We start from the raw sequence: 24565 nt of genomic DNA, 5'->3' as shown, positions 1-24565 counted from the left end.
TGGCTGATCTGCCCAAACACCTCAGTTAACCAGCAAACGCCCTTCATCGTGCTGGGCGAACTCCTTGACCGCGCGCAGCACATCGCTACGACTGACCTGGCCAACCAGCCGGCCATCCTCGACCACCGGCAGACGCCGCCGGCGACCGCGCAGAAAACGCTCGGAAACCTCGATGATATCGGCCTCGGGCGAAATGACTTCCACCTCGGTGGTCATATAGGCACTGACATCGCCCCCCGCGGACTCGTAATAAGCCCCGGACAGAATGCCGCGCAGACAATCACCCTCGGACAACAGGCCCACCAGATGCCCCTGCCCGTCGACCACAGGCGCGCCGGAGATGCGGTGATCCAGTAACCGGTTGATCGCCGTGAACAGATTCATTTCAGGACGAAAGGTCACCAGATTGCGGGTCATGTAATCGCGCACCTTGATTGACTTGAGCATCAGCGAACTCCTTTGTCATGCACTAAACCGGCCCACGACCTACAACTCAGTCAAACACCACCGTCTTGTTATCGTGCACCAGTACTCTGTCTTCTAAGTGATAGCGTAATCCACGGGACAGCACCATTTTTTCCACATCCTTGCCCAGGCGCACCATCTCTTCAATGCTGTCGCGGTGGCTGACTCGCACCACGTCCTGCTCGATGATCGGCCCGGCATCCAGCTCTTCGGTGACATAGTGCGAAGTGGCTCCGATCAGTTTGACCCCACGTAGCGAGGCCTGGTGATAGGGTTTGGCCCCGACGAAGGACGGCAGAAAGCTGTGATGGATATTGATCACCCGCTGGGAAAACTCGGCGCACAGTTGCGCGGGAAGAATCTGCATATAGCGGGCCAGGACGATCACGTCGGCTCGATGCGCCTTGACCAGGCGCTCCACTTCGGCGAAGGCCACCTGCTTGTCATGCGCATCGACCGGCACATGGAAGTAGGGGATGTTGTGCCACTCGACCATGCTGCGCAGATCGTCATGATTGGAAATAACACAGGGAATGTCACAATCCAGCTCGCCGCTGTGCCAACGATGCAGTAAATCGGCCAGGCAATGGGACTCGCGACTGGCCAGCAGGACCACGCGCTTCTTCTGCGCCGAATCGGTAACCCGCCACTCCATGGAAAACTCGCGGGCAATAGGCGCAAAGGCTTGGTGAAAGCCGTCAAGTTCGAACGGCAGCGAGTCGGCGCGAATCTCGTGGCGCATAAAGAACCAGCCACTCTGATTGTCCGAATGATGACTGGCCTCGGTAATCCAGCCGTTATAGGTGGCCAGAAAGTTACTGACCTTGGCCACGATACCGACCCGATCGGGGCAGGCGATGACCAGTCGAAAAGTGCGCATGTAACACTCCGCCGCTTGCATAAAGGCGGCCATTCTAGCCACAGCGCAGGAAAACTGCAGTACTCCTGCACACTGCAGCACGATCGTCCCAGTGAACCGCAACATTTATCGGCAGCGTTACTCTCGATTCGTCCTGCACTATTTAAATGCTGCCCCCACGGATAACCGCGAATATCCAGCGCCGCGGCAATCACCGACAACTGCAAGGGATTAATTGCCGGTCAATTAGGGCTAATTGAAAACACCCACTCTGGAAAATTTCGACAAAGCGGTTTACTTGTGAAAAGTGCCTGACTATTATCAAACCACTTAGTCATCCTTTTTCGAATATTAAGGTAAGCCACATGTCGCTGATCAACGAATACCGCGCCACAGAAGAAGCCATCAAAGAACTGCAAGAGCGCCTGAAAAACCTGTCGCAAGATGACAAGCTGAAAAAAGAGCTCGAGTTCGAAGGCAAACTGCGCACCCTGATGGGCGAATATCAGAAGTCCCTGCGCGACATCATTGCCATGCTCGACCCGGATGCCAAGAGCAGCAAGGCGACCCGCGCGGCCAAGCCCGCCGGCACCAAGCGCGCGCGCAAGGTCAAGCAGTACAAGAACCCCAACACCGGTGAAGTGATCGAAACCAAAGGTGGCAACCACAAGACCCTGAAAGAGTGGAAAGCCAAGTGGGGCGGCGACGTGGTAGAAGGCTGGGCAACCCTGCTGGACTAAGCAGCGACCCAAGCAACCAATACCAATAAAAAACGCCAGCATTGCTGGCGTTTTTTATTGGCTGGAGCACAGCGATTGGCTGCCGTCTTTACCCGTTACAGGGCATAACGCTGACGCAACTGTTCGGCATAGTTACGCCACTCGCTTAACACCGCCTGCTGCCCGGCCGGTACTCCATCGAATACGGCGTCCAGGGCCTGGGTAAAATCCGCCAGGGTATTGGGCGCGCCATATTCCGCCTGACTTAAACGTTGCCGGCAGAATGCCTGCCACTGCTGCTGCTCGCCCTCACTCAAACTCGCTGGAAAGTTGCGCGCCCGGTAGCGAAACAGCAACTCCGGCAAACGCCCATCGTCAAATGGCCAGGCCTGCTGGCCGAGGCGCTGCGGGTCGGCCAGCCGCACCTGCTCACATAAACGCCGGTCGCGATCGCCGATAAACCCCTGGTACAACTGTTGTTCCGGGTCCGGGTTCGGTGCGAACTGTTCCTCGCCATATACCTCGGCGAGTTTGTCCTGCCACTGCGCCGCGTGCGTGCGCAATTGTTCGGCCCGGGCCTGATAGCCGGGCATATCCAATTGCAGGCGCTGAATATCGGCATCGCGCAATACCGACAAGGGGGCCAATACCGGACAGCGATTGATATGCAGCAACTTCAGCGGTACCGGCAACTCGCCTTCGGCCAAATTCTCGCGGCGGGTATACAAGCGTTGCTGCAGGGTGGCCGCTGTTTCATTGAGCAGGGGCGAAATATCGCCATGCAGGTCGCACACGATCAGCGCATTGCGGTTGCGCGGGTGCCAGGCCAGGGGCAAGACCAGGGCCAGATAATGCCGGGCCCCGGCAAAGCGCCCGGAGACATGCACCAGCGGCTGCAACAGGCGCACCTGATCGAGCACCCGCTGCTTGCTGCGCAGCTGGTACAGGTAGTCATACAGCCTGGGTTGCTTGCTGCGCAGCAAGCGGGCCAGGGCGATGGTCGCGCGCACATCGGACAGGGCATCGTGGGCCTGGCCATGGGCAATGCCGTTGGCCGCGGTCAGGCGCTCCAGCTTGAGCGTCACGCGTCCGTCTTCTTCGGGCCAGACGATGCCCTCGGGGCGCAGTGCATAGGCGCAGCGCACCAGGTCGATCAGATCCCAGCGACTGTTACCGCCCTGCCATTCGCGGGCATAGGGGTCGAAAAAATTGCGATACAGGCTGTAGCGCGTCACCTCATCGTCGAAACGCAAACTGTTGTAACCCACCCCGCAGGTACCCGGCTGCGCCAGCTCGGCATGTATCCGGGTCATGAATTCGGCTTCACTCAAGCCCTGCTCGGCCAGCCGGCCCGGGGTAATACCGGTAACCAGGCACGCCGCCGGATGGGGCAGGATGTCCTCGCTGGGCTGGCAGTAGATATTCAGCGGCTCGCCGATTTCGTTGAGGTTTTCGTCGGTGCGAATCCCGGCCACCTGCAGCGGGCGGTCGCGGCGCGGGTCGATGCCAGTGGTTTCGTAGTCGTACCAAAAGAGACTGGAGCTCACGGTTTTGTCCTGAGTGGGAGGCACGGGCAGTCTAACAGGCCAGGCTCGCCGCGGGCCTTCCGGGCCGGCACGCAGTGCCACGGCAAGTCCCGTGCGCTTGTGGCCGGAGCAAGCGGCGGCTAGAGTAAGCCCCTGCCCCTCACTCTCGAACAAGGACGCCGCCATGAGTGATACCCCCGTCAGCAATCCCTACGCCGCCCCCATCAGCGCCCTGCAGGAATCGCCCCGCGATCTGCGGGTACCGAGCATCGAAGAAGCCCTGAGTCGCGGCTACGACTTCACCATCGGCGAGTTGCTGAGCGAGGCCTGGCAACGTACCAAGGGCACAAAAGGCATCATCGTCGGCGGTTTCCTGCTGTTCTATACGGTGATGATGGTCGCCTCCCTGGCCCTCGGCGGCCTCGTCGCCCTGCTCGGCCTGGCCAGCGACAGCCTAGTGCTCGGCACCGTGGTGGAAATCGTGGTGGGTCTCTTCGCCTCGGCCCTGGCCTACCCCTTTATGGCCGGGATCGGCATGGTCGGCATCCGCCGTGCGGCCGACCAGAACATCAGCTTCAACGAGATTTTCAGCCACTTCGGCCGCAGCGTGCCGATCCTGATTACCGCGATCGCCTGCCCTGTGCTGATCTACCTCGGCATGATCCTGCTGATCATCCCCGGCATCTACCTGGCCATCGCCTATATGCTGGCGATTCCGCTGGTGGTCGAACGCGGGCTGTCGCCCTGGCAGGCCATGGAAGCCTCGCGCAAGGCCGTCGGCCAGCGCTGGTTCAAGATATTCGGCCTGTTTCTGCTGCTCGGCCTGATCGTCATGATCAGCGCCATTCCCCTGGGCATCGGCCTGGTCTGGAGCATGCCGCTGCTGATGATTGCCATCGGCATCCTCTACCGCACCATCTTCGGCGTGCTGCCAGCGCCCCAATAAGTGTCCCTCGCACCGGGTCGGCTGACTGACCCGGTTGCTTCCCTGTCCGCTGCTGGCTAGCATCGGGCTTTCCTCGACGCAGTCTGCCGATGCCGCTCAGCTCAATTTCCTATCCAGCCCCCGTCCAGCGCCCGCTGCTGGATACCCGCTATCAAGTGGAAACCCCGGAAGGCATCGACCTGATCCTGCGCCCAGCCGGCCTGGTACCACGCGCCTTGGCTTTCGCTATCGATCTGCTGATCCGCGGGGCGCTGCTGGCCGTGCTGTTTGCCGTGCTGGCCCTGCTCGGCCAGTTCGGCATGGGCCTGGGTACCATCCTGCTGTTCCTGGTGACCTGGTGGTACATGGTGCTGTTCGAGGTGCTCAATCAGGGCCGCTCGCCGGGTAAGCAGCTGATGGGGCTGCGGGTGATCCATGACGACGGCACCCCAATCGGCTGGGCGGCATCCCTGACCCGCAACCTGTTGCGCTTCGTCGACATGCTGCCGTTTGCTTACGCCCTGGGCATTCTCAGCTGCCTCAATCATCTCGCCTTCAAACGCCTGGGCGATATCGCGGCCGGCACCCTGGTGGTCTACCGCGACAGCCCCGCCAGCGCGCCCCAGCTACCGGCGGCCGAGGCTCTGCGCGCGCCATTCAGCATGGACCTGAGCGAACAACGCGCCCTGCTCGGCTTCGCCGAACGCGCCGAGTCTCTCTCCAGCGCGCGCCGTCTGGAGCTCGCGGGGATACTGGCCGAACCGCTGCAGGTGCCGCCCGAACAGGCCGAGCAGCGGATCAATGGCATCGCCCGCGGCCTGCTGGGGCCGACATGAAGCAGAGTCTTTTCGAGGGCCAGCACCAGAGCGCCTGGCAGGCCTTCAGCGCGCAACTCGATGCCCTAGAGCGCGGCAAGGCCGACAGCCAGCAATGCCAGAGCTTCGCCGCCGACTACCGACGCCTGTGCCAGCATCTGGCCCTGGCCCAGAGCCGCGGCTACAGCAGCCATCTGATCGAGCACCTGCAGCAGCTGGCCATGCGCGGTCACCAGCAGTTCTATCGCCACCGCAGCCCACTGGGCGGGCAGTTGCTCGGTTTTATCCTGGCCGGGTTTCCGCGCCTGGTGCGGCGCGAATGGCCTTTCGTCGTCGCCGCCAGCCTGCTGTTCTTCGGCAGCCTGCTGGCCATGGGCCTGCTGGTCTACCTGGTACCCGAGCTGGTCTACAGCCTGATCGGCACCGAGCAGGTGGCCGAGATGGAGCAGATGTACGACCCCGACGCCCGGCGTATCGGCCGCTTCGGCGAGCGCGACTCCGGCGACGACTGGATGATGTTCGGCTACTACATCATGAACAACATCGGCATCGCCTTTCAGACCTTTGCCAGCGGCCTGCTGCTCGGCCTGGGCAGCCTGTTCTTCCTGCTGTTCAACGGCCTGATGATTGGCGCGGTGGCCGGCCATCTGACGCAGATCGGCTACGGCGAAACCTTCTGGTCCTTCGTGGTCGGTCACGGAGCCTTCGAGCTGACCGCCATCGCCCTGGCCGGAGCCGCCGGTCTGAAGCTCGGCTGGGCGCTGCTGGCCCCCGGCCGCCTGCCCCGGGGCGAAGCCCTGCGCCTGGCGGCCGGGCACAGCGTGCGACTGATCGGTGGGGTGATCCTGTTTCTGCTGCTGGCCGCCTTTATCGAGGCCTACTGGTCGTCCATGAGTCTGGCCAGCCCCTTGGTCAAATACTGGGTGGGAGCCGGCCTCTGGCTGCTTGTGCTGGCCTATCTGCTGCTGGCCGGCCGAGGTGCCCATGCGCCTGACTGATGCCAGCGTGGCTATTCGCCCGCGCAGCGCCTGGGAAGCCATGGACCTCGGCGTGCTGCTGGCCAAGCAGCACGCCGGCCTGCTGATGGCCAGCTGGGCGCTGGTCACCCTGCCGATCTTCGCCCTACTGTGCGGGCTTCTGTGGCAGTACCCGAGCTGGGCGCTGCTGCTGTTCTGGTGGCTGAAGCCAGCCTATGAACGCCTGCCGCTGTTTATCCTTTCCCGCGCCCTGTTCGGGGCCACCCCCAGCCTCAAGCAGGCGCTCGGGGCCATGCCCGGGTTGCTCAGGCCGCAACTGCTGGCCAGCCTGACCTGGCGACGCCTGAGCCCGACGCGCAGCTTCGACCTGCCGGTGATGCAGCTCGAGGGCCTGGCCGGCAAGGAACGCAACCAGCGCCTGATCGTCCTCGGCCAGCGCGACGCCGGCGGGGCCAGCTGGCTGACCCTGGTCGGCATCCACCTGGAAATGGCGCTGTGGTTCGGCCTGATCGGCCTGTTCTATATGCTCCTGCCGGCACAGGTGGAACTCGACTGGAGCTGGCAAAGCCTGATCAATGCCGCCAGCGGCGACTGGCTCTGGCTGGAGCACCTGTCCAACCTGCTCTACGTGCTGGTCCTGATCGTCTGGGAGCCCGTCTACGTCGCCTGCGGTTTCACCCTCTACCTGAACCGTCGCACCGCATTGGAGGCCTGGGACATCGAACTGGCGTTCCGCCGCCTGCGCCAGCGCCTGAGCGGCATTACCTCGGCCCTGCTGCTGGCTGCCGGCCTGTTGTTGCTGCAACTGCCCAACAGCGCCATGGCGGCCGCCAGCAGCTGCCCCCTGCCGGTTGAAGACCCCATGGGCCCGCAGGCACCGCGCCTGCTCAAGCAACCCCTGAACAGCCAGGCGGCGCAGCAGAGCATCGCCCAACTGCTCGACCAGCCGCCCTTCGAACACCACGAGAGCGTAACCCGCTGGCGCTTCGGCGACGCCGCCGAGGAGCCCGATGAAGCAGACGCCGAGGCCCTGCGCGAGTGGCTGGAAAGGTTCTTCAAACTCAGCGAAATGTGGAAAAGCGTCGAGGCCGTGGCGCTGTTCTTCGAAGTGCTGCTGTGGGCCGCCCTGTTCAGCCTGATCGCCTGGCTGCTGTGGCGTTATCGCGAATGGCTGCGCACCTTTGCCGGTCGCCTCAACCTGCCGCGCCTCCACCAACCTGCGCCTCCCGAGCAGTTGTTCGGCCTGGAAGTAACGCCCCAGAGCCTGCCGGCGGATATCGCCGGCGAGGTCGAACGGCTCTGGGACGAACAGCCCCGCGCCGCCCTGGGCCTGCTCTACCGCGCCCTGCTCAGCCGCATGCTGCACGAGCAGCGTCTGCCGCTGAAAAGCTCGCACACCGAGGCCGAAGTGCTGCGCCTGGTACAGGGCCTCGAGCAGGCGCAGTTGAGCCGCTTCAGCCAGGCCCTGACCCAGCACTGGCAAAACCTCGCCTACGGCCATCGTCTGCCCCCGGCGGCGCTCAAACAGAGCCTGTGCACGGCCTGGCGCAAGCTGTTCGAACAAGGGGTGCAGGCATGACCCGGCGCACCCAGTTGCTGCTCGGCGTAGCCCTGCTGCTGGCCCTTGGCTGGCTGGGCAGCTACCTGCTGGGCCGCCTCGAACCCTACGAAGAAACCATCAGCCACGGCCCCGCCCCCGAAGCTCAGGCCAACCCCTACCTGGCCGCCGAACACTTCTTGCGCCTACAGGGCCTGCAGGTGCAACGCGCCGATGGCCTGGAGGTATTGCACGACCTGCCGAGCAGCGGGCAGACCCTGCTGCTGCTCGCTGACCGCACCCGCATGACGCCGAAACAGGCCGAACGCCTGCTGGCCTGGACGGCCAAGGGCGGGCATCTGCTGTTTGTCGCCGAGCGGCTGTGGGACGAGGAAGACGGCAAAAGCGGCGACCTGCTGCTCGACAGCCTGGGTATCCAGCAATATCAGAGCGAAGAACTCGACGAAGACGAGGCCGACACAGAGGCGGATGACGCCGAGCCTGTCGAACAAGCACCGGCAGAGGCGGTCGAGCCGGCTGAAGACGACAACCTCTACCCGGAGCTGACCCAGCTCTATCTGGAAAACGAGGAGGCTCCGGCCTACTTCGGCTTCGACACCGACTTCCACCTCTACGATGCCGAGAACCGCGCCCATGCCTGGGCCAACAGCGATGCCGCCACCCACCTGCTACAGCTCTACCACGGCGACGGCCTGGTCAGCGTGGTCAGCGACAGCTGGATCTGGCAGAACCGCGCGATCGGCGAATACGACAACGCCTGGCTGCTCTGGTACATGAGCCAGGACAGCCAGGTGACCCTGCTCTACCGCGCCGAACGGGACGACCTGTTCAGCCTGCTGCTGCGCCATTTCCCCCTGGCCCTGGCCGCCCTGGCGCTGCTCCTGGCGTTTACCCTGTGGCACCTGGGCGTGCGCCAGGGCCCGCTGCTGTTACCCGCCAGCCGCGACCGTCGGCAACTGCAGGAACACCTGCGCGGCAGCGCCGACTTCCTGCTCCGCCATGGCGGCCAGCGCAGCCTGCTGCAAGGCTTGCAACAGGACATCCAGCGCCGCGCCCGGCATCGTCACCCCGGCTTCGAACGCCTCGGCGTCGCCGAACAATGGCAGGCCCTCAGTCGCCTGAGCCGCCAGCCGTCCAGCTTTATCAGCCACGCCATGCGGCCGTTGCCCACACAACGGCTGAGCGCCGCCGACTTCACCCGTCAGGTCGCCAACCTGCAAACCCTCAGGAATGCCCTATGAGCGAATACACACCCGAACAGCCGGACAGCGAACTCGAACCCGCTGCCGTCGCCGCCGAGCCTGCCGCTCCTGAAGCAGCGGTCGTGGCCCCCGCCGCCGCTCCGGCAGCCGCCGCGGCCAGCCCGAACGTGCAGCGCCAGCGCGCCAGTCAGCTGGCCCAGGCGCTACGCACCGAGCTGCAGAAGGCCCTGATCGGCCAGACGGCGGTGATCGACGATGTGCTCAGCGCCCTGATTGCCGGCGGCCATGTGCTGATCGAAGGCGTGCCCGGCCTGGGCAAGACTCTGCTGGTACGCGCCCTGGCGCGCTGCTTCGGCGGCGAGTTCGCGCGCATCCAGTTCACCCCGGACCTGATGCCCAGCGATGTCACCGGCCACGCCGTGTACGACATGCAGAGCGAGCAGTTCAAACTGCGCAAGGGCCCGGTGTTCACCAACCTGCTGCTGGCCGACGAGATCAACCGCGCTCCGGCCAAGACCCAGGCCGCCCTGCTGGAAGTCATGCAGGAACGTCAGGTCACCCTGGAAGGCCGCGCCCTCGGCGTGCCGCTGCCCTTTATGGTGCTGGCCACGCAGAACCCGATCGAGCAGGAAGGCACCTACCCGCTGCCGGAAGCCGAGCTGGACCGCTTTATGCTCAAGCTGCGCATGGACTATCCCGAGCAGAACGAAGAGCTGAACATGGTGCGCCAGGTGGCCCGCTCGAGCAAAGCCGACATGCTCGAAGTCACCCCGCTGCGCACTCTGCTGCAGGCCCGCGACGTGCAGGCGCTGCAGAAGATCGCCAGCGACCTGCCGATCGACGAACAGGTGCTCGACTACGCCGTGCGCATCGCCCGCGCCACCCGCAGCTGGCCGGGCCTGAGCATCGGGGCCGGGCCCCGCGCCTCGATCGCCCTGGTGCGTTGCGGCCGTGCCCGCGCCCTGCTGCGCGGCGGCGACTTCGTGCTCCCCGACGACATCAAGGGCTGCGCCCTGGCCGTGCTACGCCATCGCGTACGACTGTCGCCGGAACTGGATATCGAAGGCCTGGCAGTCGATCAGGTGCTGCAGCAACTGCTCGACCAGGTACCGGCACCGCGCCTATGAAACCGGCATTGGAAGGCACCCGGGCATGAAACCATCGCCTCTGCTGCTGGCCCTGCTGGCCGGCCTGCTCGCCCTGGGCATCCTCCTCGGAGTGTGCAGCGCCCTGGCCGTGACGCTGCCGGCCAGCGTCGCCACCCTCGGCTGGGGCCTGCTGCTGGCGTTGCTCGGCCTGGCTCTGGTCGACGCCCTGCGCCTGCGCCTGCTGCCCTCGCCACGCCTCGAACGCCAGCTGCCCGGCAACCTGCCCCTGGGGCGCTGGAGCGAAGTACAGCTGTGCTTGCACCACGACTACGGCAACGCCCTGCAGGTGCAGGTGTTCGACCACCTACCCGGGGAGATGGCCTTCGAGCACCTGCCACTCAGGGTCGACCTGCATCCGGGGGAAATGACCCGGGTCAGCTACCGGGTACGCCCGCTGCTGCGCGGGCATTTTCACTTTCCCCGGTGCGAGGTCAGCCTGCCCAGCCCCATGGGCCTGTGGCGCGCCCGGCGTTACCTGCCGGTCAGCGGCGAAACCCGCGTCTACCCGGATTTCGCCCGCCTGTATGGCGCGCAGCTGATGGCGGTGGACGACTGGATCAGCCAGCTCGGGGTGCGCCAGCAGCCGCGGCGCGGCCTGGGCCTGGAGTTTCACCAGCTGCGCGAATTTCGCGACGGCGACACCCTACGGCAGATCGACTGGAAGGCCACCGCGCGCAAGCGCACGCCGATTGCCCGCGAATACCAGGACGAGCGCGACCAGCAGATCATCTTCCTGCTCGACTGTGGGCGGCGCATGCGCAGCCAGGACGGCGAGCTGTCGCACTTCGACCATGCCCTCAATGCCTGCCTGCTGCTCAGCTACGTGGCTCTGCGCCAGGGCGATGCGGTCGGCCTGGCGACCTTTGCCGGCGCACCGCGCTTCCTCTCTCCGGTCAAGGGTCAGGCCCAGCTCAATGTGCTGCTCAACGCCCTGTACGACCTGCACTGCACCCAGCAGCCGGCGGACTTCGCTGCCGCCGTGAACAACCTGCTCAGCCGACAGCGCCGCCGCGCCCTGGTGGTGCTGGTAACCAACCTGCGCGATGAGGACGATCAGGCGCTGCTCGGTGCGGTCAAGCGCCTGAGCCGCCAGCACCGGGTACTGGTCGCCAGCCTGCGCGAAGAAGTGCTCGACAGCCTGCGCCAGCGACCTGTGGAGGATTTCGCCAGCGCCCTGGACTACTGCGGCACCCTGGATTACCTCAACGCCCGTGCCGGCCTGCATGAACGCCTGAGCGCCCACAAGGTGCCGGTGCTGGATGCCCGCCCCAGCGAGCTGGGGCCACAGTTGGTGAGCAGCTATCTGGCCTGGAAAAAAGCCGGGGTACTTTAAAAACTGCCTCGGTTATGTGACTAGGGTGCACCGTTCTCACCAGCCCAGACGGCAGGCTCTTGGTGCGCATGGCGCACCCTACAACGGCAGGCTGGCGCAGCGCCCGGCAGACCTGGAGGCGAACAAGCGGTAAGCACCGCGAGTGCGCAGCCTTAGCACAAATGGCCTGTCAGCCCAGGGCTTTTTCGATCGCCAGGATCAGCACCGGATCGTCAGGCGTGGTACGCGGGGAGAAGCGCGCCAGCACGCGGCCGTCGTGGCCGACCAGGAATTTTTCGAAGTTCCAGGTGATATCGCCGGGAAACTCGGCCCCCTCGCCCGCCAGCAGACGATACAGCGGGTGACGCTCGGGACCGTTGACCTCCAGCTTGCTGCCCAGAGGGAAGCTCACGCCGTAGTTGAGGCTGCAGAACTCGCGAATCGCCTCATCACTGTCCGGCTCCTGCCCGGCAAACTGGTTGCACGGCAGGCCCAGCACGCTGAAACCCTGGGCCTTGTACTGCTGATAGAGCTTTTCCAGGCCGGCGTACTGCGGTGTCAGGCCGCACCTGGAGGCGACATTGACCACCAGCACCACCTGCCCCTTGAAGGGAGCCAGCGGCAGCTCCTGACCATCCAGCGCACGCAGATTGAGGTCGTGAAAGGCACTCATGGCTAACTCCTCGATAACACTGAAATCGCGCGTAGCAGACAAAAAAGGCGCCTATCTGAAGGCGCCTTTCTGATGTTTCAGCTTAGCAGTCGATTGCCCGAGAGGAACGACCATAAGTCGACTCGCTCCACAGCTTACCCGCTACTAATGACCTCGCGAGCTAGAGTCAGGCTAGGCAAAGATGGGCGAGGAAGCGGAGTTTACTGGTGTAAATGAGCAGTACTCGCTTCGCTCGCCCTTCGGGCCGCACTGACGTACGTTAGCCGCAAGCGGCTTTCCGAGCCCAGCTTTAACGCCGCCTGACCGACGCGCAGCAGGTCAAGCGAAGACTTAGTGGTGATGACCGCCTTCGCCATGGATATGCCCATGGGCCACTTCTTCTTCGCTGGCATCGCGCACGCTGACGACCTTGACCTTGAAGTTCAGGCGCTGGCCAGCCAGGGGGTGGTTGCCGTCGACGATCACGTCGTCGCCGTCCAACTCACGGATGGTAACGATCTGCATGCCACCGTCCGGGCCGGAGGCGTGGAACTGCATGCCGACTTCCAGCTCGTCGACGCCTTCAAACATCGAACGGTTGAGGGTGGCCACCAGTTCGGCGCTGTATTCGCCGTAGGCATCTTCCGGCTCGACGGAAACGTCCAGCTCGTCGCCAACCTGCTTGCCCAGCAGGGCTTTTTCCAGGCCGCCGATGATGTTACCGGCACCGTGCAGATAAACCAGCGGCGCGCCGCCTGCGGAACTATCGATCACCTCACCGGCGTCGTTAGTCAGGGTATAGTCGATGGAGACGGCCTTTTGTGCGGCGATCAGCATGGGGCAGGACCTTTTGCTTGGAATTAAAGAACGTGCAAGTTTACCCAAGGGCAAGCGCGAAAGCGAACCGCGTGCAGACGGACGGCCCGGTGCGCCTGCTTGATTTCCGTCAGGACGAGCACGGCGATTGGCTGGCAGTCTTGTCCTGCGGCCATACTCAGCACCTGCGCCACCAGCCGCCCTGGCAGAACCGTGCCTGGGTCATGGACGCCGAACAGCGCCTGGCACGTATCGGCGAGCACTTTGACTGCGGCTGGTGCGCCGCCGACCATCAGGGTGCCGAGGCCGGCACCGATCACGCGCTCAGCGCCTCAAGCAAGGAACCTTAAATGCCGGCACGCAATATCCTGGTGATCAACTGCGGCAGCTCATCGATCAAATTTGCCCTGCTCAACGAAACCCACAGCGACTTCATCCTCAGCGGCCTGGCCGAGCGCCTCGGTAGCCCGGATGCGCAGTTGCATTGGCAACGCGACGGGGAAAAGGACAGCCTGATCCTGCCCAATGCCGATCACCGCGTCGCCCTGGCCCAGGTGCTGCCGCTGGTGCAGAGCGCCGCTGGCGGCCAGCTGCACGGTATCGGTCATCGGGTGGTGCATGGCGGCGAACACTTCAGCGCCGCCTGTCGTCTGGATGCCCTGAGCCTGAACGCCATTCGCAGCACCGTGCCCCTGGCCCCACTGCATAACCCGGCCAACCTGCTGGGCATCGAAGCGACCATCAAACTGTTTCCCAGCCTGCCCCAGGTGGCGGTGTTCGATACCGCCTTCCACCAGACCCTGCCCGAACACGCCTACCGCTACGCGCTGCCGGAATACCTGTACCGCGAGCATGGGGTGCGCCGCTACGGCTTCCATGGCACCAGCCACCGCTATGTCAGCCAGCGCGCCGCCGAACTGGCCGGCCTGCCCATCGGTAACAGCAGCTGGCTGGTGGCCCACCTGGGCAATGGCTGTTCGACCTGCGCCATAGTCGATGGCCAGAGCCGCGACACCAGCATGGGCCTGACCCCGCTGGAGGGCCTGGTGATGGGCACCCGTAGCGGCGATGTCGACCCCAACCTGCACAGCCACCTGGCGCGCACCCTGGGCTGGAGCCTGGAGCAGATCGAAACCCTGCTCAACAAGGACAGCGGCCTGCTCGGTCTGTCCGGCCTGTCCAACGATATGCGCAGCCTGGAGCAGGCCCGTGAACAGGGCCACCCCGGTGCCACTCTGGCCATCGAGGTGTTCTGCTACCGCCTGGCCAAGTCCCTGGCGGCCATGAGCTGTGCCCTGCCGCGACTCGACGGGCTGATTTTCACCGGTGGCATCGGCGAAAATTCGCCGCTGATCCGCAGCATGACAGTCGCCCACCTCAAGCTGCTGGGCCTGGCCCTCGACGACCGGGCCAACGCCAGCACAGTGCGCGGCGTCAGTGGGGTGATCCAGGCCCATGGCCATCCGCGCGTAATGGTCGTGCCGACCAACGAAGAGCGTCAGATCGCCCTCGACACCCTGGAACTGCTTGAAGCCTGAGCTGTAGGAGCGGGTCATACCCGCGACAGAGGCCAGCAACATTTCGCGGGCATGGAACTAGGCGTCCCCCCCGCTCCTACGACATAAAGGAAGACCCATGCACACCTTCTTTATCGCCCCCACCGACTTCGGTGTCGGCCTGACCTCGATCAGCCTGGGCCTGGTCGGTGCCCTGGAGCGGACCGGCCTCAAGGTCGGCTTCTTCAAGCCCATTGCCCAGCCCCATCAGGGCGACCTTGGCCCGGAGCGTTCCAGCGAGCTGATCGCCCGCACCCACGGCCTGAATTCGCCCAAGCCCCTGGCCCTGGCCCATGTCGAACGCATGCTCGGCGATGGCCAGCTGGACGAGCTGCTCGAGGAGATCATCAACCTGTACCACCAGGCCGCCGCCGACAAGGACGTGGTGATAGTCGAAGGCATGGTGCCGACGCGCCAGGCCAGCTACGCGGCGCGGGTCAACTTCCACCTGGCCAAGAGCCTGGATGCCGAGGTGATCCTGGTCTCGGCCCCGGAACAGGAAAGCCTCGGCGAACTGAGCGACCGGATGGAGATCCAGGCCCAGCTGTTCGGCGGGCCGCAGGACCCCAAGGTGCTCGGCCTGATCCTCAACAAGGTGCGCAGCGAGGACAGCCTGGAGGCCTACGCCAATCGCCTCAAGGAACTCTCGCCGCTGCTCAAGACCGATGATTTCCGCCTGCTCGGCTGCATCCCCTGGCAGGACGAGCTGAACGCCCCGCGTACCCGCGACATCGCCGACCTGCTCGGCGCGCGGGTGCTCAATGCCGGCGACTACGAACAGCGGCGCATGCTCAAGATCGTGCTCTGTGCCCGCGCCGTGGCCAACACCGTGCAGCTGCTCAAGCCCGGCACCCTGGTGGTAACGCCCGGCGATCGCGACGACATCATCCTCGCCGCCAGCCTGGCGGCGATGAACGGCATGCCCCTGGCCGGCCTGCTGCTGTGCAGCGACTTCGTTCCCGACCCACGGATCATGGAGCTGTGCCGCGGCGCGCTGCTGGGCGGTTTGCCGGTGATGACCGTGAGTACCGGCTCCTACGACACCGCCACCAACCTCAACCGCCTGAACAAGGAAATCCCGGTGGACGACAAGGAGCGCGCCGAGACGGTGGCCAACTTCGTCGCCGGCCATATCGACCATGAGTGGCTGTTCGCCCGCTGCGGCACCCCGCGCGAACTGCGCATGTCGCCGTCGGCGTTTCGCTACCAGCTGGTGCAACGGGCCAAGGCGGCGAACAAGCGCATCGTCCTGCCGGAAGGCAGCGAGCCGCGCACCGTCAAGGCGGCGGCGATCTGCCAGGCCCGCGGCATTGCCCAGTGCGTGCTGCTGGCCAAGCCGGATGAGGTGTACGCGGTGGCCAGGGCGCAGGGTATCGAGCTGCCCGAGGGGCTGGAGATTCTCGATCCGGACCTGATCCGCGAACGCTATGTCGCCCCCATGGTCGAGCTGCGCAAGGGCAAAGGGCTGAATGCGCCCATGGCCGCCGCCCAGCTGGAAGACACCGTGGTGCTGGGCACCATGATGCTGGCCCTGGACGAGGTCGACGGCCTGGTGTCGGGGGCCATTCACACCACCGCCAACACCATTCGCCCGGCATTGCAGCTGATCAAGACCGCACCGGGCTACAAGCTGGTGTCCTCGGTGTTCTTTATGCTGCTGCCGGACCAGGTGGTGGTGTACGGCGATTGCGCGGTCAACCCCGACCCGACGGCTGCGGAACTGGCGGAAATCGCCCTGCAGAGCGCCGCCTCGGCAAGCGCCTTCGGCATCCCGCCGCGGGTGGCGATGCTCAGCTACTCCACCGGCGAGTCGGGCACCGGCGAGGAAGTGGAGAAAGTTCGCGAGGCCACCCGCCTGGCCCGGCAACTGGCCCCCGACCTGCTGCTCGACGGCCCGCTGCAGTACGACGCGGCCGCCATCGACAGCGTCGGCCGGCAGAAGGCACCGGGCAGCCCAGTGGCGGGGCGCGCCACGGTATTCGTCTTCCCCGACCTGAACACCGGCAACACCACCTACAAGGCGGTGCAACGCAGCGCCGACTGCGTCAGCGTCGGCCCCATGCTGCAGGGGCTGCGCAAACCGGTCAACGACCTGTCCCGTGGTGCCCTGGTCGACGACATCGTCTATACCATCGCCCTGACCGCGATCCAGGCCGCCAACCTGCCCCAGTAGAGCCCTGGGCCGAGGAATTTCACCGCCTGGGCCGGCGAATGACGGGAACAGGCAGCGATTGGTGGCGAACGCCGGCATTTCGAAAGGCTTGCAGTTCGGTGCGCAGCGGTTAACCTGTGCGCCGACCGATCCGTGGTGGAAAACCGCGGGCATAGATAAGCCGGGTACCCGGGCTGCGCAAACGCCTGACACGCAGCCTGCGCCCATTTTCGGAGGCACCTGCCCCCATGTTGCACGCTCTCCCTGCCCCGCTGCGCGGCCTGCTGGCCGGCCTGCTGCTGGCCATCAACACCCTGTTCTGGTGCTGGCCGCTGTTTATCCTGGCCTTGCTCAAACTGCTGCTGCCGATCCCGGCAATGCAGCGGCTGTGCCGCTTTCTGATGCACGCCATTGCCGAGTTCTGGATCTCCAGCAACAAGTTCTGGATGAACCTGGTGGGCCGGATCGAATGGGACGTCGCCGGGCTCGAGGGCTTCGACAAACAGCACTCCTACCTGGTGACCAGCAACCACCAGAGCTGGGTGGACATCCTGGTGCTGCAATACCAGCTCAACCGGCGCATGCCGCTGCTCAAGTTCTTCCTCAAGCAGGAGCTGATCTGGGTACCGGTGATCGGCCTGTGCTGGTGGGCCCTGGAGTTCCCCTTTATGCAGCGCTTCAGCAAGGAATACCTGGCCAAGTATCCGGAAAAGCGCGGCCAGGACCTGGCCACCACGCGCAAGGCCTGCGCGCGCTACAAAACCAACCCGGTCTCGGTATTCAACTTCCTCGAAGGCACCCGCCTGTCGCCGCACAAGCATGCGCAACAGCAGTCACCTTTCCAGCACCTGCTCAAGCCCAAGGCAGGCGGCATCGCCTTCGTTCTCGACGCCATGGGCGAGCAGCTGCACAGCATCGTCAACGTCACCATCCACTACCCGCAGGGCAACCCGGGCTTCTGGGACCTGCTCTGCGGGCGTATCGACAAGGTGGTGGTGCGCCTGCAGCAGCTGCCGATTCCCGCGGAGTTTATCGGCGGCAACTACGACCAGGACGAAACCTATCGCCTGCACTTCCAGCAGTGGGTCAACCAACTGTGGCTGGACAAGGACGCCGAACTGGAAGCACTCAAGCAGCGTTTCGCCCCGGCCTAAAGGCTGCCGCCCGGGCTATGGGCCGACGGGCGACAGGGATTCGCAGGCGATCCCCTGCCGCCCAGACGCCGCGCTGTCGCGCCGCGAACTGGAGGCAATAGTGTCTATCAGCTTGTGGGTACCTGTAGGAGAGGCTGGGCGGCACTCCGCCATGGCCGCGATGGGTTTCGCGGGCATGGTCCGCTCCTACAGTTTGCAAGACTGGCGTGGGAGCATAGGCTCTAGGCACCACCCGCTAACCGAGCCGCCTGCCGAGCTATTCCTCGGGTTTGCTCGGGTACGAGGGCAGGTTGTGCCAGTCCAGTTGCGCCGGGAAGCCCCTGGCCTGCTCGGCACTCAGGCCCGGCGCGACCAGAAAGCCCTGCATGATGGCGCACTGGTGCTGCACCAGCCAGTCGCGCTGAGCCTGGGTCTCCACCCCTTCGGCGATCACTTCCAGGCCGAGGTTGCGGCCCAGATCGATGATGGTGCTGACCACGGCGGCGTCGCGCGGCGAGTCGAGCATATTGGCGATAAACAGCCGATCGATCTTCAGGGTATCCAGCTCGAAATGGCGCAGGTACGCCAGTGACGAGTAACCGGTGCCGAAGTCGTCGATGGCGATCTTCACCCCCAGCGCGCGCAGCTGACGCAACTGCTCCTGGCTGGTATTGAGATCCTGCATCAACGCGCTCTCGGTGACCTCGACCTCCAGCTGCGCGGGCTGCAGGCCGAACTCCTCGAGCACCAGGCGCAATTCCTCGACCAGCTGCGCCCTGCCGAACTGCACGGGGCTGACGTTCAGGCTCAGCACCGTGCCTGCGCCGAACTGGGCGTTCATCCGCTGGCACTGCTCGGCACCGGCGCGGAAGATCCAGTCACCCAGCCGGTTGATCAGCCGGGTTTCCTCCAGCAAAGGGATAAACACCCCGGGCGCGACCGTCCCGGCGGCCCGGTGCTGCCAGCGCAACAGGGCCTCGAACCCGCGCAGGCGACCGCTTTCGAGGTAGATCTGCGGTTGGTAGACCAGCACGAAGTCGTTGTTCTCGATGGCACTGCGCAGGCTTTCCTCGAGCATCAGGCGCGAGCGCGCGCGGCCATTCATCTCCGGCGAGAAGAAGCGGTATTGCTGGCGGCCGGTACGCTTGGCCTCGTACATGGCCATGTCCGCCGCGCGCAGCAAGCCCTCCACGGTCTGCCCGCACTCGGGGAAGCAGGCGATCCCGACACTGGCCCCCAGGGTCACTTCCATACCATCCAGGTTGTAGCGAATCGACACCTGCTCGATCAGTTTCTCGGCAATTCGCGCCGCATCCTCCGGGTGCTCCAGGCTGTCGAGCAGGGCGGTGAACTCATCGCCCCCCATTCGCGCCAAGCAGTCGTAAGAACGCAGGCTGGCCTTGAGCTGCTCGCCAACGCGCTTGAGCAGTTCATCGCCGGCGGCATGCCCCAGCGAGTCGTTGATGCGTTTGAAACCATCCAGGTCGAGATAGAGCACCGCCATGCGCTGACCGCTGCGCTGAATCCGCGACAGCGCCGCCTCCAGGGCCTGGTAGAAACCGCGGCGGTTGAGCAAGCCGGTCAGGGCATCGGTGATGGCCTGCGACTCCAGCTGCTGATGCAGATGGCGCACCACCGACATGTCCAGGGCCATGACCACCATGGCGTGCTGCAGGCGCGGCAAGGGCGAGCAGGACAGCGCCACGGGCACCAGGCTGCCGGCCAGGGTGCGCAGGCTGGCCTCGTGCAGGCGATAGGCTTCGTGGCGACGCCAATGCCGATAGAACTCCGACATACGCCACTCGCAGGTCACCTCGGGGCTGACCAGGTAGGACAGCATGTCGCTGCCCTCCAGGTCGCTGACCGCGCCCTGGAGCATCTGCGCCATGGCCGGGTTGGCAAAGCTGATGCGGCCATCCTCGCCGACCACCATGATGCCCTCGGCGGCATTGTCCAGTACCGAGGCGTTGAAGGCCCGCGCCGAATCCAGCTGCTGGCTGAGGTGCAACAGCTCGCTGCGACTGCGCTCGTGTTCGAGCAGGGCATGGATCTTGTGGCGCAAGACGCTGGGGTCGAATGGCTTGAGGATAAAATCCACCGCGCCGGTGGCATAACCGCGCAGCACCGCGTCCTGGGTCTGGGCGATGGCGGAGACAAAAATGATCGGGGTATGCCGGGTACGCGGGTTGCCGCGCATCAGGCGGGCCACTTCGAAACCGTCCATATGCGGCATCTGCACATCCAGCAGCACCAGCCCGACATCCTCCTCCAGCAGGCATTGCAAGGCGGCCTCACCGCCATCGACGCAACGCAGTTGCCAGTCGCCATGCTCAAGCAGGGCCTGCATCGCCTCGAGATTCTCCGGACGATCATCCACCACCAGAAGAATCTGCGTCGCCTGCTCCACCCTCATCTGCACCGGTACCATTCCATTCACCCTCGTCCCTGGCGGCCGCCTTACGGACTCCCGCTGTGCTTCAGGTTAGATCATGTGGCGCAGATGACACCGACAAGCTGTCGCGGCTCGCCAGCCAGCGCCCCAGCATGCCCAGCAACGCATCGCGACTGACCGGCTTGGCCAGGTAGTCGTCGGCCCCGGCGGCGATGCATTTTTCCCGATCACCCTTCATCGCATGGGCGGTCAGGGCGATGATCGGAATGCCGCAGCCATGCTCGCCCTTGAGCAGGCGGGTCGCGGTGTAGCCGTCCATGTTGGGCATGGCCATGTCCATCAGAATCAGGTCGCAGGGTTCGCGCTGATAACAGGCGATGGCCTCCAGACCATCGCGGGCCGGAATGACTCGCAGCCCCACCTCGTCGAGCAGGGCCGTCAGGGCATAGACATTGCGCACATCGTCATCGACCAGCAGCACGCGACACCCCTGCAGCGCCTGCTCGGTCATGTCAGGCGCGGACTCTTGCGGTTCGCGCACGCCGCCGAGAAAACCCTGCACCGCCTGGCTCAGGGCCTGCATGTCCTCGCCGTGCTTGTGCACCACCACGGCACTGTAGCGACGCAAGCGCTGCAGGGTCTGATGGGTGACATCCACCCCGGTATTGATCACCACCCGCGTGCCGTTCAGCGAGCGCTGGCGGTCGAGGCTTTGCAGCAGTTCGAAACCATCCTGGTCGGGCAGGTCGAGGTCGACGACCAGGGCGCTGAACACGCTGTCGGTATAGGCCTGCAGCGCTTCGTCGGCCCTGGCGCAGGCCTGTACGGTGAAACCCAGGCGCTGCAAATGCTCGCGGTAATGCTCCCGTTCGACCTGCACATCCTCCACCAGCAGCAGACGATGCTCCGGACTCTGGCCGAGATGCTGCAGATCGACGAAGACCCGCTCCAGGTCCTCACGCCGGATCGGCTTGACCAGGTAACGCGTGCCGTCGTCGTTCCAGTCGGCCGGCTGCGGCACGCAGGAGATGATATGCACCGGAGTGTGGCGGTACCGGGCCTGCCCGCGCAGACGGCGGAACAGCTGCCAGCCGCTGATATCCGGCAGCAGGATATCGAGGATCACCGCGCTGAACTGTTCGTCGTGCAGCAGTTTGAGCGCCTGCAGCCCCGTGCGGCAATGCACGCTGGTAAAGCCGTGGGTCTGGGCCTGCTCGGCGAGCACCGCGGCGAAATTGCCATCGTCCTCGACGATCAACACCGCCGGGCCCTGACCGCTGCGCTGGGGCTCTGCGGCCTCGGCCGGCTCCTCGCTGACGGGCAGCATCTGCACCGGCAGACGCACGGTAAAGCAGGAGCCCTGCCCCGGCGCGCTTTGCAGGCTGATCTCGCCATCCATGGCCAGGACCAGCTGGCGGGTGATCGCCAGCCCCAGACCGGTGCCGCCGAAACGCCGGCTGGTGGAGCCGTCGATCTGCTGGAAGGCCTGGAAAATCTGCTCGTGCTGCTCGGCGGCGATGCCGATACCGCTGTCGCGCACGCTGAAACTCAGCCATTCGAGGCCGTCCCCTGCCGCGCCGGGGGTGCAGGCGACCACCAGACTGACTTCGCCCTGTTCGGTGAACTTCAGGGCATTGGACAGCAGGTTGCGCAGGATCTGCTGCAGGCGCACCCGGTCGCTGTGGATCATCCGCGGCACCCCGGCCTCCTGCCGGGTATGCAGGCGCAGGCCCTTGAGTTCGGCCATCGGCCGCATACTGGCATCCAACTCGACGAGAATATCCTGCATGTTCAGCGGCTCGAGCTTGAGTTGCATGCGCCCGGACTCGACCTTGGCCAGATCGAGCACATCATTGATCAGCTGCAGCAGGTCGCTGCCGGCGCGATGGACGATATCGGCGTGCTTGGTCTGCTTCTCGGTCAGGTTGCCGGCACTGTTCAGACGCAGTTGATCGCTGAGAATCAGGATGCTGTTGAGCGGCGTGCGCAGCTCGTGGGACATGTTGGCGAGGAACTCGGATTTATAGCGGTTGGCCAGAATCAGCTGTTCGGCCTGGTCACGCAGGCGCTGCTCGGCCGCCTTGCGCTCGCTGATATCGATGATCACCGCCTGCACCCAGGCTTGCTCGCCACCGTGAATCGGCGAGAGCCCCACCTCCAGTGGAATCAGGTGGCCGTCGCGGTGCTGGCCGAACAACTCGCGGTTGTTGCCCATGCGCCTGGGCTCGGGGTTGTCCTGGTAACCGCTGCGCAGGCTGACATGGCCGCCGCGCTTGGCCTCGGGCAGGAGTTTCTCCACCGCCTGGCCGACCAGGTCCTCGCGCTCGTAACCGAACATCTGCTCGGTCTGCTGGTTGACCATGGCGATCTTGCCATCGCTGTCGACCAGTACGATGGCGTTGGGCGAGGCCTCGACCACCAGGCGGAAGCGCTGCTCGGCGGCCTTGCGCTCGCTGATGTCGATGATCACCGCCTGCACCCAGCTTTCCAGGCCACTGCGCATCGGCGACAGGCCCACCTCAAGGGGGATCAGGTGCCCATCGCGGTGCTGACCGAACAGCTCGCGGTTATTGCCCATGCGCCGCGGCTCGGGGCGCTCCTGGTAGCCGCTGCGCAGGCCGACATGACCGCCGCGCTGCGCCTCGGGCAGAAGTTTCTCCACCGGCTGGCCGACCAGCTCCTGGCGCTCGTAGCCGAACATCTGCTCGGTCTGCCGGTTGACCATGGCGATCCTGCCCGCGCTATCGACCAGCACGATGGCATTGGGCGAAGCCTCGACCACCAGGCGAAAACGCTCCTCCGCTCCCTTGCGCGCACGCAGATCGACCAGATTGAGCAGGTAGTTGACCCCCGCCGAGTCCCCCAGCATGCTCAGGCTCAAGCTCACCGGTACCTCGCCGCCGTTGTCGCGATGGGCCTGATATTCGTCGCTCAACTCGGCCGTGCCCTGGTCGTTGACCAGCCGGCTGAGCTGCTCGATCGCCGGCAGAAAGCGCCGCACCCGCTCCCCCAGCAGCTGCTGTGCGGTACAGCCGAGCAGCTCGGCAGCGCTGTGGTTGGCCATCTCGATACGCCCATCGGCGCTGCACAGCAGGGTTGCCACCGGCAGCCGCTCGACCAGCAGACGAAAACGCTCCTCGCGCTCCCCCAACTGCTCGGTGGCCTGCTGGCTGGCATGCAGTTCGCGCTCGCGCAGGTGCAGGTAACCGCCGACCAGCAAGGCCAGGAGTACCGCAGCCACCAGGCCGGCCCAGAGGCTGAAGTAGCTGCCGGGGTTGATTAATGCCGCCTCATAGACCGCCGTGCTGCTCACCTCCAGCACCCAGTTGCGGCCATAGAGCGGCAGCTCCAGCGTCTTGCGAAAGCTCGGTTGCCAGCCGGGGACCTGGTCAGGGTCGCTCAGCAGCAGGGTTTGCGGTGCCTGCAGATCCTTGATCGAAACATCGAAGCGCCGACTCTGCGCGCCCAGGATGCCCGCCATCAGGTCATGGCTGCGAAAGGCCCCGTGGACCATGCCCAACAAGGCGGCGCGGCGCTCCTCGAGCGTGCCCTGGGGCATGCCCACCCGATAGACCGGCAGATAGAGCAACACCCCGCCCTGCACATTGTTCTGGGTTTCCTGGCGCAGGGTGACCGGGGCGCTAAGGGTGGCTTCGCTCCTGACAATCGCCTGCTCGATCGCGGCCAGGCGCACCGACTCGCTGAGCATGTCGAAACCCAGGACGCGGCGATTGCGCCAATCCAGCGGACTGATGTAATCGATCAGCAGGTAGTGTTCCCGCGGCCCCGGGGGAAAGACCCGATATTCCTCGCGGCCCTGCCCATGCACCTCGGCCAGCAACGTATCGAGCTGCTCCTGGCGCACGTAACGCGACCAGGCCAGCGCCTGGATGCCGGGGTAACGATCCTGCACCTGCAATTGCTCTAGCGCCCGCTCCCACTCCTCGGGGGAGACGTTGTCGCTGCCCGTCATCAGCCCCGACACGCCACGCAGGACCATCTCGTAGGCGAGCATGCGGCTTTTCACCCGCTGGCCGATGTCCTCGGCCTCCAGCTCGAAGCGCTGCTGTCGCTCGAGCAGTTTGCGCTGCTCGAGGGCCTGCCACTGCCAGAGAATCAGCGCGCCCAGGCCAAGCAGCAGCGCCAGGGTGACCCAAAACGGCAACCAGGGCTTGCGTGAGCTGGCGCTATGCCTGACGTCCATGTGACCTCCAGTGTCATTCCCCGCCCGGCGGCCGGTCGCACCTGGGACCGCGGGCCTTACAAAACCATGCAAAGGATTCTAGTCACAAATCGAATCAGCGCAGATCGGCACCCCCAGATTTGACAGGCGGTAAACGGCAGCGGCGGCCGCTGGC

General features: G+C 64.9%; 18 protein-coding genes and 1 pseudogene. 12 read left to right on the top strand and 7 right to left on the bottom strand.

Going from position 1 to position 24565, the window contains the following annotated elements:
- Positions 1 to 21: 21 nt before the first annotated feature.
- Complete coding sequence (locus tag AACY13_RS04090; RefSeq protein ID WP_339459483.1) at positions 22 to 447, bottom strand: CBS domain-containing protein; 426 nt, start codon at positions 445 to 447, stop codon at positions 22 to 24.
- A 46-nt stretch (positions 448 to 493) separates the two neighbouring features.
- Complete coding sequence (gene purU, locus AACY13_RS04085; RefSeq protein WP_339459482.1) at positions 494 to 1345, bottom strand: formyltetrahydrofolate deformylase; 852 nt, start codon at positions 1343 to 1345, stop codon at positions 494 to 496.
- 344 nt (positions 1346 to 1689) lie between these two features.
- Between purU and mvaT the strand changes: the two genes are divergently transcribed.
- Positions 1690 to 2064 carry a histone-like nucleoid-structuring protein MvaT gene (gene mvaT, locus AACY13_RS04080; RefSeq protein ID WP_339459481.1) on the top strand — a complete coding sequence of 125 codons (375 nt, stop codon included), beginning with the start codon at positions 1690 to 1692 and terminating at the stop codon, positions 2062 to 2064.
- A gap of 95 nt (positions 2065 to 2159) precedes the next feature.
- Here mvaT and sbcB read toward each other — a convergent pair whose 3' ends face one another.
- Positions 2160 to 3590 carry an exodeoxyribonuclease I gene (sbcB, locus tag AACY13_RS04075; protein WP_339459479.1) on the bottom strand — a complete coding sequence of 477 codons (1431 nt, stop codon included), beginning with the start codon at positions 3588 to 3590 and terminating at the stop codon, positions 2160 to 2162.
- A 163-nt stretch (positions 3591 to 3753) separates the two neighbouring features.
- Here sbcB and AACY13_RS04070 point away from each other — a divergent pair, with 163 nt between their 5' ends.
- The 7 genes from AACY13_RS04070 to AACY13_RS04040 all read left to right on the top strand — a co-directional run bounded on the left by AACY13_RS04070 (position 3754) and on the right by AACY13_RS04040 (position 11527).
- Entirely contained in the window at positions 3754 to 4515 is a 762-nt protein-coding gene (locus tag AACY13_RS04070; protein WP_339459478.1) for a hypothetical protein, read from the top strand.
- Between the two features lie 89 nt (positions 4516 to 4604).
- Entirely contained in the window at positions 4605 to 5330 is a 726-nt protein-coding gene (locus AACY13_RS04065) for an RDD family protein (protein WP_339459477.1), read from the top strand.
- Positions 5327 to 6307 carry a stage II sporulation protein M gene (locus tag AACY13_RS04060; protein ID WP_339459475.1) on the top strand — a complete coding sequence of 327 codons (981 nt, stop codon included), beginning with the start codon at positions 5327 to 5329 and terminating at the stop codon, positions 6305 to 6307. Before AACY13_RS04065 ends, AACY13_RS04060 begins: the two co-directional genes overlap by 4 nt.
- Entirely contained in the window at positions 6294 to 7865 is a 1572-nt protein-coding gene (locus AACY13_RS04055; protein ID WP_339459474.1) for a DUF4129 domain-containing protein, read from the top strand. Before AACY13_RS04060 ends, AACY13_RS04055 begins: the two co-directional genes overlap by 14 nt.
- The gene (locus AACY13_RS04050; protein ID WP_339459472.1) at positions 7862 to 9085 is read left to right on the top strand and encodes a DUF4350 domain-containing protein; all 1224 of its coding nucleotides are present in this window, start codon (positions 7862 to 7864) and stop codon (positions 9083 to 9085) included. Before AACY13_RS04055 ends, AACY13_RS04050 begins: the two co-directional genes overlap by 4 nt.
- Positions 9082 to 10173 (top strand): AAA family ATPase, encoded by a 1092-nt coding sequence (locus AACY13_RS04045; RefSeq protein WP_339459471.1) that lies wholly within the window; start codon positions 9082 to 9084, stop codon positions 10171 to 10173. The genes AACY13_RS04050 and AACY13_RS04045 overlap by 4 nt, the downstream gene beginning before the upstream one ends.
- Before the next feature lie 25 nt (positions 10174 to 10198).
- A complete protein-coding gene (locus AACY13_RS04040; RefSeq protein ID WP_339459469.1) occupies positions 10199 to 11527 on the top strand; it encodes a DUF58 domain-containing protein in 1329 nt (442 codons plus the stop codon).
- Between the two features lie 169 nt (positions 11528 to 11696).
- Here AACY13_RS04040 and AACY13_RS04035 read toward each other — a convergent pair whose 3' ends face one another.
- Together AACY13_RS04035 and AACY13_RS04030 are read right to left on the bottom strand one after the other, a co-directional pair.
- Complete coding sequence (locus AACY13_RS04035) at positions 11697 to 12179, bottom strand: glutathione peroxidase (protein WP_339459468.1); 483 nt, start codon at positions 12177 to 12179, stop codon at positions 11697 to 11699.
- Between the two features lie 330 nt (positions 12180 to 12509).
- Positions 12510 to 12995: an FKBP-type peptidyl-prolyl cis-trans isomerase gene (locus AACY13_RS04030; RefSeq protein ID WP_339459467.1), complete on the bottom strand. Its 486-nt coding sequence runs from the start codon at positions 12993 to 12995 to the stop codon at positions 12510 to 12512.
- Here AACY13_RS04030 and AACY13_RS04025 point away from each other — a divergent pair.
- The 4 genes and pseudogenes from AACY13_RS04025 to AACY13_RS04010 all read left to right on the top strand — a co-directional run bounded on the left by AACY13_RS04025 (position 12964) and on the right by AACY13_RS04010 (position 17836).
- Positions 12964 to 13324 (top strand): annotated as a pseudogene (locus tag AACY13_RS04025) (DUF3565 domain-containing protein). The gene AACY13_RS04030 and the pseudogene AACY13_RS04025 sit on opposite strands and share 32 nt — an antisense overlap.
- A complete protein-coding gene (locus AACY13_RS04020; protein WP_339459466.1) occupies positions 13325 to 14512 on the top strand; it encodes an acetate kinase in 1188 nt (395 codons plus the stop codon).
- Between the two features lie 97 nt (positions 14513 to 14609).
- Positions 14610 to 16703 (top strand): phosphate acetyltransferase, encoded by a 2094-nt coding sequence (gene pta, locus AACY13_RS04015; RefSeq protein WP_339459464.1) that lies wholly within the window; start codon positions 14610 to 14612, stop codon positions 16701 to 16703.
- 227 nt (positions 16704 to 16930) lie between these two features.
- Positions 16931 to 17836 carry an acyltransferase gene (locus AACY13_RS04010; RefSeq protein ID WP_339459463.1) on the top strand — a complete coding sequence of 302 codons (906 nt, stop codon included), beginning with the start codon at positions 16931 to 16933 and terminating at the stop codon, positions 17834 to 17836.
- Between the two features lie 256 nt (positions 17837 to 18092).
- On the opposite strand, the gene AACY13_RS04005 is transcribed toward AACY13_RS04010, so the two are convergent.
- A complete protein-coding gene (locus AACY13_RS04005) occupies positions 18093 to 20243 on the bottom strand; it encodes a putative bifunctional diguanylate cyclase/phosphodiesterase (RefSeq protein ID WP_339460007.1) in 2151 nt (716 codons plus the stop codon).
- Between the two features lie 49 nt (positions 20244 to 20292).
- Positions 20293 to 24411: a PAS domain S-box protein gene (locus AACY13_RS04000; RefSeq protein WP_339459462.1), complete on the bottom strand. Its 4119-nt coding sequence runs from the start codon at positions 24409 to 24411 to the stop codon at positions 20293 to 20295.
- Between the last annotated feature and the right edge of the window lie 154 nt (positions 24412 to 24565).

Source organism: Pseudomonas sp. EA_105y_Pfl2_R69, from assembly GCF_963970915.1.
In the GTDB taxonomy this organism is placed as follows: Bacteria; Pseudomonadota; Gammaproteobacteria; order Pseudomonadales; family Pseudomonadaceae; genus Aquipseudomonas.
This window is presented reverse-complemented; position numbering and strand designations above follow the sequence as displayed.